The organism is Rhodomicrobium lacus (assembly GCF_003992725.1).
Classification (GTDB): Bacteria; Pseudomonadota; Alphaproteobacteria; order Rhizobiales; family Rhodomicrobiaceae; genus Rhodomicrobium; species Rhodomicrobium lacus.
The window spans coordinates 259,691-272,890 of sequence record NZ_RZNF01000007.1; the positions used below are offsets into that span (position 1 = coordinate 259,691).

Here is a 13,200-nt window from a genome sequence, read left to right on the forward strand (position 1 = left end):
CCTTACGGACGCAGGAATGCCTTCGCCTGCTCGGTCAGATAGGCAAAGGCCCGCGCGCGTTTCGCGTCGTCCTGAAGCACGGACGGCAGGACGCCGTATAGCGCAATCTTGTCGGTTTGCGAGCCCGGCATGCGGCACACATAAACGCCTTCCGGCGCGCTTGGCGCGGGCCTGACGCGAGACACATGGAGCATGCTGCGCGCGGCGTCTTCGCTCCAGATTTCGAGCGCGAAAGTTCTCCGGGCAAGCCGCAGCCATTTCGGCGCGCCGAACGGGTCCGCATCGCGGCTCACAGGCTCCTGACAGAAATAACTGCCCTTCTCGTCCTTCACATCGCCGGTGACGACGAGCAGCGTTTCCTGCTTCACGCCAGACCGCGTCACCACTCCGGCTTGAGCGCGGATGACGTCCAGCGCGGTGTCGAGATAATACCGTTCGAGAGAGCCCGGTTCGAAGATTGCCTCTGGCGCGGGATTGACGTGCGAAGCGGCAATCAGCTCGCGCAGGAAATCGTTGCGCGCGCTGCCGTCGGCGAGAGGAGTTCCGCCGTCGGTAACCTCGACCTTCCTTGTATCGAGGGTCACACCGGCCTGCGCGCGCGCCAGCACCTTCCTCTCATAGCGCGCCGACGACACCGTGCGCACCAGATCGAAGACGTTCGTCCACATGGCTTCGACGCCGGAAGCGCCGATCGACTCGGCCAGTTTCGAGTTGGTCGAGAGCACCGCGATGAAGGTGGACCCGGCCCGTTGCAGCGAACGCGCGATGATGCCGCCGCGAAGTTCCTGCGCGTCGACGAGCGGTCGCGCCTCCAGCTCGCACAGGGGCGCGTTCGGTCCGTTGAGGATGATGGCGGCGGCGCCCGCTTCGGCCGTGCTGATGAGAAGCTCGCCCGCGTCGATGGTGGGAGGCAGGCGAAGGCGATAGACGCTGCCGTCGCTGACGGTGAAGGGCAGCCCGCGCGGGCGCTGCTGCGGCTGGAACTTGGGCCAGCCCTCCCCGATGCGCCGGTTCATGGACACATCGAGCGCGGGATCGCAGCCGCGAACAGGCTCCCCCGCCGCGCCCGTGATCCTGATCGCAAGGTCTGCTGCGCGCACGAAAAGCGGCTCGACCGTCACCACAACGCGTTGGGCGTCGGTGTTCACGTCGCTGATGCGGAAATGCGGCATCTGCATTTCGAGATAGGCGGCATCCTGCGCACGCCTGAACGAAGCCTCGGGAAGATCTGCGACCAGTCCGACAGGCGTCGGCGTCAGGATCTTGCCGTCGATGCTGATGCTGCCCTCGGCGCGAAGCACGTCCTCCGCCGGGAAGATCTCCCCCGATTGCCGCCGGAACACCAGCGTCAGGCGGCGTAGCGTCTTGGCCGCATCCTGCCCTGACGCGGAGCCGTCCACGGAAGGTGCGGCCTGGGAAGGGGCGCTTTCAGCGGGCTTGCCAGTGGAAGCGGACGGCGATCCTTCCTGCTGCGGCTGAGCGGGCGGCGCAGGCGGAGCGACGGCAGGAGCTTGCGCAGGGTCCGAAGCTTCTTGCTGCGCATCGGGGGCGCGATCGTCCTCTCTGGAAGGAGACGGTCGAGGCACCGAAGGCGCTTCGGGGGTCGCAGGCTCCGATTTCGGCGCGGTTTTTTCCGCCTCGGCCAGAGGTTCGGGCGTGTCTTGAAGCGCCGGTTTGCCAACCTCCGCCGGAGCGATGGGCTCGGCGGCTTTCGGTGACGCGTTCTCCGGGATGGGCGCAGGCTCGCCTCCGGTCGGCTTGGCGTCGGCGGTCGAACCAGCGGCGTCGGGCTGTGTCTTGTGCGATGCCTCGGGCGTCGATGGAGTTCCGGGCGGAGGAGGCGGAGGCGTCCGGTGTCCATCGGCGGCCTTCGGCGCCGGTACTTGCTCTTGTGGCGCGGAAGGTGTCGGCGGCGGCGTAATGAGCGACGGCGTCGCCGGCGGAACGACCGGCGCGGGCTGGGAGAGCGCGGGCGGCAGTTGGCGGCGGGGCGGCGTGGCCGGCGCTGGCGGCAGCGCAGGCGCGGGCCTGTCCTTCACCTCGGGCTTGCTCTGCGGGTCGGCGGGCTTCGGCTCGACCGCTTTCTCGGGCGCGGGAAGCGGCTTCGCCGGTGCGGTCTCCTTCAGCGGCTTTTCCGGCTGGACGGGGCGAGGCTCTTCCGCGCGCGCCGCCGCGGTCTGTCTCGATTTCACGAGGTGATTCACGAGCGATGCGCCGAGCGTGACCGAGTCGGGCGGGCAAGACCCCTGACAGACGAGCAGCGCCGGAACTCCGCACAGGAAGAACGGACGGATCTCGTCAAAACGCGAGCCGCCGCGCTTCAGGCGGAAGCCCACATCGGCGAAACTCGTGCCGATGTCGAGCACCTTCGATGGCGCGAATGCGACCATCTCCGCATCCTCTTTCAGTTCTTCCAGCGACGCGCCCTGCCGCCCCACGAAGAAGACGGGCACCTTCATCGGCGATTGCTGAGCGCCGTCACGCGCGAGAACGCAGGTGCGCGGCGCGCGGCTCGTGAAGACGCCGATGCGATCCGACACGTCGAGATAGAGGGCGAAAGACTTCCGGTAGGTATTGCGACCCGCCGACGACGGAAAAAACGGCATCCGCTCCGCGGCTTCGCCGAAAGGTTCGAGAAGGAAGCGGCGCGACTGGAGGTCGTGGCCGACGATGAGCGTATTCTGCGGCCACTTCGCGCAGGCGTTCGACCACTCCGCCGCCGCCGGGACAGCGCAGATTGCAGGCGCGAGACCGGCCAGAAGGGCCAGCGCGCTGAAAACGCGTCGATAAACGGGCGGTGCGGGCATGCAGTGGAAGCGGGCCGGATGGTTGATGCGCGCAATTTACCTCGAATTGAACAGTTTCGCAAAAGCACCCGCACCGCATCGTTAATTGAGTGTCGCTTTACAGTCCGGCGGGGACAAGAACCTTCGCGAGCTTGGAAACGAAGTCTTGTCCTCGCGCATGTTACCGCTAAATGAATGGCGAGGTTCTGGACATCCCACAGCGATCATGGCTGACCCCTATACAATTCTCGGCGTTTCCAAAGCGGCGACGGATGACGAGATCCGCAAGGCATACAAGTCGCTCGCGAAGAAAAATCATCCCGACCTGAACCCTGGCGACAAGGAAGCCGAGGCGCGGTTCAAGGACATCTCGGCCGCCTACACCTTCCTTAGCGACAAGGAAAAGCGCCGCGCCTTCGACGCGGGCGAAATCGACGAGCACGGTCAGGAAAAGCCGCAGCGGCGCTACTACCGCGACTACGCGGATGCGGGCGCGGGAGAGCGCTATTACACGAGTCCCGAAGGAGGGTTCGAGGGGTTCGGCGGTTCCGGCGATTTCAGCGACCTGTTCGGCGACATCCTGCGCCGCCGTGGCGAAGCCGGCGCGGGAACAGGCGGCGCGCAGTTCCGCATGCGCGGCGGCGACCTTCATTACGCGCTTCCCGTCGACTTCCTTGAAGCGGTGAACGGCGCGAAGAAGCGCGTCGACATGCCCGATGGCAAGACGCTCGACATCACCATCCCGGCGGGCGTGGAGGACGGCCAGACGCTGCGCCTGAAGGGGCAGGGCATGCCCGGCATCGGCGGCGGACCCGCTGGCGACGCGCTCATCACCGTGAGCGTTTTACCGCACCCCGTTTTCCGACGCGAAGGGCAGGATATCCGATCCGTTTTGCCGGTCACGCTTGGCGAGGCGTTATCCGGCGGTTCCGTCCCGGTGGAGACAGTCACCGGGCGGGTGAACGTCAAGATCCCGAAACACTCGAATACCGGGCGCGTGCTGCGCCTGCGCGGCAAGGGCGTTCAGGGCAAGATGAAGGGCGATCATCTCGTGGAGCTTCAGGTGGTTTTGCCGCCCGAGCCGGACGCCGCGCTCGAAGATTTCGTGACGGCGTGGGAGAAGGACCACCCCTATGATCCGAGGCAGGGAGGCTAGAGCATGATGATCGGCGAAACCGAGATCGTCACCCGCTTCAGGCTCGACGAAAAGGTTCTCGAACGGTGGATCGCCGCCGGGTGGGTGAAGCCGAGGCGCGGCCCGCAAGGCTTCCTGTTCGACGAGACGGACGTCGCGCGCACGCATTTTCTCTGCGACCTCAGCTATGGCATGGACCTTAGCGACGAGGAGATGACCATGGTCTTGTCGCTGGTGGATCAGCTCCATGGTGCGCGCGCGTTGCTTCGTGCGATGACCGAGGCCGTGCACAAACAGCCTGACCATGTCCGCGAGGCTATTCTGACGCACGTGCGGGTCGTCGTGGGGCCGCGAGAGTAGGCGCGACGCCGCTTGCCCCTCTGCGAGCTTGCATTCATTTTCTTGACGCGCGGCAACGCGCTCGCTTTATGCTCGGCGCATTGATCGCGGCCGGAACAATTCAAGGTGAGTGCGTGATGCCTGCGAAGAAGGAAATCGTGCTCATCGGGGCGGGGCTCGCGCACGCCAACGCCTTGCGTGCGTTATGCAAGAGCGTGCACGAGCATGCGCGTCTTACCGTCGTCACGCGGCATCCACGCACACCCTATTCCGCGATGCTGCCCGGCCTCATGGCGGGCTTCTATACGAACGACGACATCCATATCGACGTTGCCGGGCTCTGCCGGTTCGCGGGCGCGAAACTCGTCGTGAGCGAGGTGTCCGGCATCGACATCCACGCGCGCCGCGTTTTCTGTGAAGTCCGCGAGCCCATCCCGTTCGACATCCTGTCCATCGACACCGGCTCGACGCCGAACACGCACGAGGTGCCGGGCGCGGACGCGCACGCCGTCGCGATCAAGCCGGTAGACAAATTCCTCGCGGGCTTCGAGGCGGCGCGGGCGCGGCTTCTGCAAAGGGGCTCTGCGAAATTCGTGGTCGTGGGCGGCGGCGCGAGTGGCGTGGAACTCATATGCACCATGGAGCGCGTGCTGCGCGCCAATCTCGAACGTGAGGGGCTCAACCCCGACGCGGTCGGCTTCACCCTGCTGACGCGCAAGGCGGCGATCCTCGACATGTTCTCGCTTGGGCTCGGCACGCGCTTCGAGCGGATTCTTGCCGCGCGTGGCATCGAGGTGATCGCCGGAAAAAACGCGAGCCGGGTGGAGGCGGGAGCGGTGCACACCGATTGCGGGGCGGCCGTGGCCTATGACGAGCTTTTCTGGACGGTCGAAGCGTCAGCCGCGCCGTGGCTCGGCGAAACCGGCCTCGCGCTCGACGAACGCGGGTTTGTCGCGGTTCGGCCCACCATGGAGAGCACCTCGCACGCGGATGTCTTCGCGACAGGCGACGTGGCGTCTTTTGTGGGGCGCGCCGTGCCGAAGGCGGGCATCTATGCCGTGCGCCAGAGCGTCGTGCTTGCCGAGAATCTTCGCCTCGCGGCGGAGGGCGCGCCGCTCAAGCCCTTCCTTCCGCAGAAGCGTTTCCTCCAGCTCATCACGGCGGGGGAACGTTACGCGGTAGGCGCGCGCGGGCGCTTCAGCTTCGAAGGCCGCTGGGTCTGGCATCTCAAGGACCGGATAGACCGGGGCTTCGTCTCGGGGTTCAAAAGGCTCGCTCCGGCCGCCGAGACGGTCAAGTCGGCGTGAAATCGCTTGGCGAGGCGCCGCCGCATCCCTTATCGCATGTGAAAGCGAATGGAGCGCACATGCAGCAAGCCGCGTCGGCATCGACCAGCCAGCCACCGGGCGCGGCGGAAAAGTTCGCCGATCCCGTCTGGACCGCAAAGGGTGAGCGGCGCGCTTCCGTGCCACTGACGCGCTTAGACACGGTGTGGTTCAACACCGGCACGCTGTGCAACATCGCCTGTGAGCATTGCTACATCGAAAGCTCGCCGAAGAACGACCGGCTTGCCTTTCTGAGCGTTGCCGATGCCGTGCCGTTTCTTGACGAGATGGCACGCCTTCCCCGTCCGGTCTCGCTCGTCGGTTTCACGGGCGGCGAACCGTTCATGAATCCCGATTTCGTTGCCATCCTCGAAGAAACGCTCGCGCGGGGTTTTGAGACGCTGACGCTCACCAATGCGCTGAAGCCGATGGAGCATCGAAAGGCCGATATCGCGCGGCTCGCGGCGGTCCATGGCGCGCGCCTTCGCATCCGCGTATCGCTCGACGATTTTCGCGAGGGGGTACACGACCGCGAGCGCGGCGGCGCCGCCTTCGCCCGTGCGCTCGGCGGCGTCGAGTGGCTCTGGAACGCGGGCGTTCGCGTAGAGATCGCAGCGCGATCCCTTCAGGGCGACGACGAGCACATCATCCGGCGCGGCTTCGCGACCCTGTTCGCAGATCGCGGCATCGTGCTCGACTGCGACGACCCGCAGGTGCTTGTGCTCCTGCCCGAAATGCGCCCCGACGTCTCGCCGCCCGAAATCACAACCGCCTGCTGGGGCATTCTCCGCAAAACACCGGACGACGTGATGTGCTCGAATGCGCGCATGGTCGTCAAGCGAAAGCGCGCGGCGCGGCCAAGCGTCGTCGCGTGCACGCTGCTGCCATATGACGAGCGTTTCGAACTCGGCGCGACGCTCGATGAAGCGTCCCGCGCGGTGCCGCTCGTGCATCCGTGGTGCGCCACGTTTTGCGTGCTGGGTGGCGGCTCCTGCGGTTCCGCGCGGGCGTCCGGCTGATGCGCTCACGTCTGAGAGATCCGCTTTTCTGGCTCGCTCTCGTCGCGATTGGCCTTGCGCTCACGGTGCATGGTCTCGGCTGGCCCAGTTTTCTGACCTTCACCCATCTGAAGGCGCACCGGCAGGAAATCCTGGCCTTCGTCGCGAACAATTACGCGCTCTCCGCCGCCGCCTATGTCGGGCTTTACATTTTCGTGGTGGCAATGTCGCTGCCATCCGCCGTGCTCCTGACGCTGACCGGCGGTTTCCTGTTCGGAGCGATGGCGGGAACGATCCTGACAGTCATCGGGGCGACGGCGGGCGCGGCGCTCGTCTTCCTCCTCGCAAGGGCGCTGGCGGGAGACACGCTCCTCGCCCGCTTCGGCGCGACAGGTCAAAAGCTCGTGCGCGAAATCCGTGCAAATGCCTGGTCCTATCTGCTCGTGCTGCGCCTTGTGCCGCTGTTCCCCTTTTTCCTCGTGAACATCGTGCCTGCCTTCGCGGGCGTGCGTTTCTCGACCTTCGTGCTGACGACATTTTTCGGAATCATGCCGGGCACGGCGGTTTATTCGATGTCCGGGGCGGGGCTCGGCTCGATCCTTGATCGCGGCGAAACGATTTCGTTCAGCGCCATCATGACCCCCGAAATCCTTGGCGCGCTCATCGGGCTTGCTGGTCTCAGCCTCGCCATGATCCCGATAAGGCGCAGATTTTCGAGGGCGCCCGAAGACAAGCCGGATGGCGAGCCGGGTGAAACACGGCCCGTTCGCGAGCATTCTCATTGACGCGGGCGCGCCTTTGCCGCACATCTAGCCCCAAATCTCGCATTGCAACACGACGGAAAGAAAGGCGCGGCTCGGCATGGACTTGCGCAACATCGCCATTATTGCCCACGTCGACCATGGCAAGACGACGCTTATCGACGTACTTCTGAAGCAATCCGGTTCGTTCCGCGAAAACCAGCGCGTTGCCGAACGCGCGATGGACTCGAACGATCTCGAACGCGAACGCGGCATCACGATCCTCGCGAAGGTGACGTCCATCAACTGGAAGGACACGCGCATCAACATCGTGGACACGCCCGGCCACGCCGACTTCGGCGGCGAGGTGGAGCGTATCCTGAACATGGTGGATGGCGCGATCGTGCTGGTGGACGCGGCGGAAGGCCCCATGCCGCAGACGAAGTTCGTGGTGTCGAAGGCGCTCAAGATCGGCCTTCGTCCCATTGTCGCGATCAACAAGATCGACAAGCCGGAAGAGCGTCACGTCGAAGTGGTGAACGAGGTGTTCGACCTGTTCGCGAACCTCGACGCGACCGAGGAGCAGCTCGATTTTCCGATCCTCTACGGCTCCGCGAAACAGGGCTGGATGGCGCTCGATCCGCATGGCCCGAAGGACAGCATGGCCCCGCTGTTCGATCTCGTGCTGAAGCATTTCGCTCCGCCGAAGGCCGAAGGCGGTCCGTTCCGCATGCTGGCGACCACCATCGAAGCCGATCCGTTCCTTGGCCGCATCCTGACGGGCCGCGTGTCGAACGGCGTCGTCAAGCCCAATCAGGCCATCAAGGCCCTGTCGCGCGACGGCAAGGTGATCGAGCAGGGCCGCATCTCGAAGGTGCTCGGCTTTCGCGGCCTTGAGCGCCAGCCCATCGACGAAGGCACGGCGGGCGACATCATCGCCATATCGGGCCTGACCAAGGCCACCGTGGCAGACACGATCTGCGACGTGTCCGTGACGGAAGCGCTCGAAGCGCAGCCGATCGATCCGCCGACGCTGACCATGACCTTCCGCATCAATGACGGGCCGTTCGCCGGTCAGGAAGGCGACAAGGTGCAGAGCCGCGTGATCCGCGAGCGCCTGCTTCGCGAGGCCGAGGGCAACGTCGCGCTGCGCATCGGCGAGACGCCGGACGCGGACGCGTTCGAGGTTTCCGGCCGTGGCGAACTCCAGCTCGGCATTCTCATCGAGACCATGCGCCGCGAGGGCTTCGAACTCACCGTGTCGCGTCCGCGCGTCGTGTTCGAAACGGACCCCGCGACGGGTCAGCGGCTCGAACCGGTCGAGGAAGTCATCATCGACGTGGACGAGGAGCATTCCGGCGCGGTCGTGTCGAAGCTCTCCGAGCGGCGCGGCGAACTCGTCGACATGCGGCCGTCGGGCGGCGGTCGTCAGCGGCTCATCTTCTACGTACCGACGCGCGGCCTTATCGGCTATCAGGGCGAGCTTCTCACCGACACGCGCGGCACCGCCATCATGAACCGGCTGTTCCACAATTATTCGCCGTACAAGGGTGAAATTCAGGGCCGCCGCGCAGGCGTGCTGATCTCGAACAGCACGGGTGAAGCGGTCGCCTACGCCCTTTGGAACCTGGAAGATCGCGGCCCGATGATGATCGATCCGCAGACGAAGGTTTACCCCGGCATGATCGTCGGCGAGCACACCCGCGAGAACGATCTCGAAGTGAATGTGATCAAGGGCAAGCAGCTCACCAACATCCGCGCAGCGGGCAAGGACGAGGCCGTGCGCCTTACGCCTCCGATGAAGATGCCGCTCGAAAAAGCGCTGGCCTATATTCAGGACGACGAACTCGTCGAGGTGACCCCCAAGTCCATCCGGCTTCGCAAGCGCTATCTCGATCCGAACGAGAGAAAGCGCATGGAGCGCGCGGCTTCGGCGGCAAACGCGGGCTGACCGTTTTCTTCAACCGCAGACCTTTCAGAGCGCCGCGCGAGCGGCGCTTTTTTTGCGAGCGGAACCCTGCGCACGCCCGACCCAAGACAATGTGATTTTTCCGTGTGCGGCGGAACGCGCCACTCTGACAGCGGGCGCAGATAGCGCCTATCCGCGCTTCCGCTCCACGCCGCACCCACGGAGCGGAAGCGCTTCATTCAGGGGGGTGAGAATGAGACTTCTTTCCGGCCTCGTGATCGGGTTCTCCGCACTTGCCGCGCTTCTCCTCGCCGCGACTTTCGTCCTGCCGTGGGCGGCAGGCTACGGTTATGCCGCGACATTCTTCTATGCTTACGAAAGCGCCTGCCCCGGCAAGAGCGAACAGCTGACCGAAGACAGCTATCGCGTCTTCCTGCTCAATCGCGGCTGCACGCTCGAAAAGGCCATCGACGATCTGGCAAGCGACTATCGCAAGACGCCCGAGCGTCTGCTGGCGCTCTACAAGGGCGATGTGAAGCCTGAGAGTGCAGACGAAGTGATGGTAACCGACGCAGTCCGCGCGGAGTTGAAGCGCTCCTTTAAGCCGTTCGGTCTGGCGAGGCATTGCGCGCCGGGCGAAATATGCGGCGAAGGCCTTTCGCCATTCTGGGGCGATGACGCGGTCAGCGGCATTTTCGCGAAGGCGGGCGACCTCTACCTCAGCCACGCGGTGCCGGTGTTTTACGACGGCCTTGGCACCGGCGCGCAGCATATGGCTACGCTGCTCGCCACCGGGCCGCTCGCGAGGGGGCTGCTGTTCGTCGTTTACGCCATAGGCGCGGCGATTCTCCTGAATATCCTGTGGGGGCTTTTGCGAAGGGCGGCCTTTTAGAGCCGGACCCGATGCGGACCGTCAGGCCGGCGCTGAGCAGTCCGGCTCGGGCTTGCCCGCAGCGCGCGCCGTTTCCTGCACGCATTTATCGGTAACGGGTGCCGCGGTTTCGACAAGCCCGATCCACGCACGCACGCGCTCCGCGTCGAAACCCACCTCGCGGCGGCCGTCCACTTCCATCAGCGGGCGCCGGATCAGAAGATGATCCGTAAGCATGAGCGCTATGGCTTCCGCAGGTTCGAGCGTCGAAGGCACGATCTCGCCGGATTTCACGCGCGGCGAGGACATGTTGAACCACTCCGCCACCGGGCGCGTGCCGAAGAAGCTGTGCAGACGCTTCCCGTCCCACTCCTCGGCAAGAATGCTCCTCACATCGAGCGTATGGCCGCTTGCCTTGAGCAGCGCCTTCTGCCTCGCGTTCCCGGCGCAACCAGGCTTCTCCCAGAAAATCACATGCGCCATTCACTCAACCCGATTGTCGCGCGGAAAGCGGTTTCGCCCTAGAAATCTTGGCGGCGCGCGGCTGCCCGTATGTCAGCGCCGTGATGATCGCCTGGGCGATGTCCCGGCCGCCCTTGTCGATCCCCTCCCACGTGGCCGAGCGCCCGCGTGGATCGATTTCGAGAAGCTTCGTTCCAAAAAAGACTTCCGTGCCATCGCGAACGATGCCGCGAACGATGCCATCGATTGGTGCCGTCACCGACTCGCCATTCAGAACGCCGACCGGGAAATTCTTGAAGACGCGCGTGCCGATCTCGACGGCGCAATGCCATCGGCCCGGTGCCTTCGCGAGTGCAAAGCGCTCCGGTCCAACGCCACCAAGGCGGCGCTCCTTCGATGCGGGCGCGGCGGTGCGCCCCGAGAAAAGGGTGATGCCATTCTTCGTTGGCTGTGTCTCGATAGCGATATCGCAATTCTCTCCGACGCTGAAGCCGGGGCCGACGCCGACGGTGATGCTCGCGAGATGGCGGATGTCCGGAACGACCGCGCGATCCTGCATGCGCGCATCGACAAGCAGATGCACAGCGGCCATGGGAATGAGGTCGAGGAGACCGAGCCGGGTAACGGCGACGCAATCGCCGCTTCCGAGCAGCATCGCGGTTGCGAGCGTCGTTTCGGCGTATTTCGCCTTGACGCCTTCGAGTTCGGCGCAATCTCCGAACAGCGCGTCATGAAACGCCATTTGCCGCCGGATCACGGGCGGGTGCGTATCGTGCGAGAGAACTGCGCTCCAGCCTGCGCGATAAAGGTCGACGGCAATGGCCGAGGCGATCTCGTTCGTTCCGAGAATCACCGCGAAAGCCGAGCGGAAGCTGCGGGGCGATTGAGGGGGACGCGGCATTATGGTCATGATGGACCCCTTAGGCAGGCAGCCGGAGGGGCGACCTTTGAGGCCACGCCCTCCGACGCACCTTTGCGCCGCTTGCTAGACCGGACGATGCTCGTACTTGTTGCGGACCGGCAGCATGATACCGAGCCCTTCCTCGTAGGTGATCTCCGGGTAGCTCTCGTCGAAGGAGGCCGCGGCGTCGGCAATCGCGTCGAGCTTGCCGGCAGTGTCCTTCTTCTTCAGCGTTTGCTTGTCGAGATAGAGAAGGTCGAGGATCTCGGCGTAAACGCCCGCCTCGTCGATCGGCAGGATGTAATACGTGATGCCGTTGTAGGTGGCGCGGAACTTCTTCGAAAGGTCGATATTGTTGCAGTACAGGAAGTACTTCCCCGAAGGCGTCAGCGCATCGCCCAGAGCTTCGGCGACTTCCTTCAGATATTCGAACGAGTGCAGGTATGTGGTGAAGAACGAGATTGTCGTCTCGCCTTCCTGCGAAGCCGCCATCACCTGATCGATCTTCAGCTCCGGCGGGCGCGCTTCGTCGGCGAGCTTCGGCGCGAACTTCAAAGCGATGTCGCCGCGAAAGCCGAAGCGGCCCGGCTTGTGGGTGGGCGACTTCAGAACCGGATTCAGCAGGCGTCCCTCGGCTTCGAGCTTCGCGAAACCGGTCTTGGAGATATCCGTCATTTGCTATTTTTCCTCGTCGTTGCGGAGATGATCCGCGAGTTGATAAAGCCGTTCTTCCAGTTCCAGGCGGATCTTTTCATCCGTCACCACAGCTTGCAGGGCTTCCCGCATGCATTGCATCCAGGCGTCGCGCTCGTGGGCCCCGATCGGCATGGTGGCATGGCGTGACGCCAGACCGGCTTGCCCAAGCGCCGTTGATATCCCCGCAGGCCGGTTGAGCCACTCGCTGAAGTAACGCTTCATCACGCCCTTCGTTTGCGCGAGGTCTTCCCGATGCAGGTCGCGAACCGAGCGCGCCTGTGGCAACGCGTCCATCCGCTTGAAAAACTCTTCAATGATCCGGTCGACAGTTTGAGCGCCGCCGATCTTGGTCAAATACGTCATAGTCAGGCCCGTCTATGTGTGGCGAAGGATAAGCAACCTTCATACCAAATCAATTTGGCAGGAGCGTGGGTCACTTTTCAATGACTTATGTCACTTGACATGGGGAGATGTCGCAAGCGCGACAGCGCGTGTCAGACTTCACACACCGGGGCTCGTCCTTGGAACGCGCGGAAAGAGCTGCACCTTCGGTTTCGCGCTGACGCGGCCAAGCAGGATGTCGGCATGACGGCGGACGGCCTCGATGGTCAGCGGCTTGGGAATGATCGCATGCGCGCCCGCGCCGATCCACGCTTTCGCATCTCCGGCATCCGTCTCTTCAACGACGACGGCGACTTTCGCACCGGGAAGGCGATCGGCGATATCCTGAAGAACGGACAGCCCCCGGCCTTTAACCAGAGAGGCATCGACGATGATGAGATCGGGTTTCCATTCCGCCCCCTTCTCGAAGGCCGCATCGATGTCGCGCAACTCGTGCGTTTCGTTTCCGTCTGTCAGCATGAACGTCAGGATCGCGCTCGTTACTTCATCGCCCGATACGACGAAGACGCGCTTGTTATCCGTTCGCGATGTGTCGACGCCGATGCGCATCGTCTCTTCTCCCTGGCTGCTGGCCGATGACGACAATTCTACCGCGATCCTGCAATTTCCGCGCCCGTTCGTTTCCCTGCCCTGTCC

The 13,200-nt window shown here is 64.3% G+C and carries 13 protein-coding genes; 7 read left to right on the forward strand and 6 right to left on the reverse strand.

Translation table 11 applies throughout. The features are described from left to right. Positions 1-2: 2 nt before the first annotated feature. Positions 3-2,807, reverse strand: coding sequence for a hypothetical protein (locus EK416_RS08520; protein ID WP_127077076.1), 2,805 nt, complete (start codon positions 2,805-2,807; stop codon positions 3-5). Positions 2,808-3,012: 205 nt separating this feature from the next. Here EK416_RS08520 and EK416_RS08525 point away from each other — a divergent pair, with 205 nt between their 5' ends. The 7 genes from EK416_RS08525 (at position 3,013) to EK416_RS08555 (ending at position 10,124) form a co-directional block, all read left to right on the forward strand. Next, positions 3,013-3,942, forward strand: coding sequence for a DnaJ C-terminal domain-containing protein (locus EK416_RS08525; protein WP_127077077.1), 930 nt, complete (start codon positions 3,013-3,015; stop codon positions 3,940-3,942). A 3-nt stretch (positions 3,943-3,945) separates the two neighbouring features. Continuing rightward, positions 3,946-4,281 (forward strand): hypothetical protein, encoded by a 336-nt coding sequence (locus EK416_RS08530; protein ID WP_127077078.1) that lies wholly within the window; start codon positions 3,946-3,948, stop codon positions 4,279-4,281. Positions 4,282-4,397: 116 nt separating this feature from the next. Then, positions 4,398-5,567 (forward strand): FAD-dependent oxidoreductase, encoded by a 1,170-nt coding sequence (locus tag EK416_RS08535; protein ID WP_164729928.1) that lies wholly within the window; start codon positions 4,398-4,400, stop codon positions 5,565-5,567. Positions 5,568-5,626: 59 nt separating this feature from the next. Next, positions 5,627-6,604: a radical SAM protein gene (locus EK416_RS08540; protein WP_127077080.1), complete on the forward strand. Its 978-nt coding sequence runs from the start codon at positions 5,627-5,629 to the stop codon at positions 6,602-6,604. Next, positions 6,604-7,368 carry a TVP38/TMEM64 family protein gene (locus EK416_RS08545; protein WP_127077081.1) on the forward strand — a complete coding sequence of 255 codons (765 nt, stop codon included), beginning with the start codon at positions 6,604-6,606 and terminating at the stop codon, positions 7,366-7,368. Before EK416_RS08540 ends, EK416_RS08545 begins: the two co-directional genes overlap by 1 nt. Before the next feature lie 76 nt (positions 7,369-7,444). Continuing rightward, on the forward strand, positions 7,445-9,274 hold the full coding sequence (gene typA / locus EK416_RS08550) for a translational GTPase TypA (protein ID WP_127077082.1): 1,830 nt from the start codon (positions 7,445-7,447) through the stop codon (positions 9,272-9,274). Positions 9,275-9,485: 211 nt separating this feature from the next. Next, on the forward strand, positions 9,486-10,124 hold the full coding sequence (locus EK416_RS08555; RefSeq protein ID WP_127077083.1) for a hypothetical protein: 639 nt from the start codon (positions 9,486-9,488) through the stop codon (positions 10,122-10,124). A gap of 21 nt (positions 10,125-10,145) precedes the next feature. On the opposite strand, the gene EK416_RS08560 is transcribed toward EK416_RS08555, so the two are convergent. The 5 genes from EK416_RS08560 to EK416_RS08580 form a co-directional block, all read right to left on the reverse strand. Next, positions 10,146-10,586: an ArsC/Spx/MgsR family protein gene (locus tag EK416_RS08560; RefSeq protein ID WP_127077084.1), complete on the reverse strand. Its 441-nt coding sequence runs from the start codon at positions 10,584-10,586 to the stop codon at positions 10,146-10,148. 4 nt (positions 10,587-10,590) lie between these two features. Then, the gene (locus EK416_RS08565) at positions 10,591-11,475 is read right to left on the reverse strand and encodes a xanthine dehydrogenase (protein ID WP_127077085.1); all 885 of its coding nucleotides are present in this window, start codon (positions 11,473-11,475) and stop codon (positions 10,591-10,593) included. A gap of 75 nt (positions 11,476-11,550) precedes the next feature. Next, entirely contained in the window at positions 11,551-12,141 is a 591-nt protein-coding gene (locus EK416_RS08570) for a hypothetical protein (RefSeq protein ID WP_127077086.1), read from the reverse strand. Between the two features lie 3 nt (positions 12,142-12,144). Next, the gene (locus EK416_RS08575; RefSeq protein ID WP_164729929.1) at positions 12,145-12,516 is read right to left on the reverse strand and encodes a group II truncated hemoglobin; all 372 of its coding nucleotides are present in this window, start codon (positions 12,514-12,516) and stop codon (positions 12,145-12,147) included. 147 nt (positions 12,517-12,663) lie between these two features. Beyond that, a complete protein-coding gene (locus tag EK416_RS08580; RefSeq protein WP_127077088.1) occupies positions 12,664-13,113 on the reverse strand; it encodes a response regulator in 450 nt (149 codons plus the stop codon). Positions 13,114-13,200 lie beyond the last annotated feature (87 nt).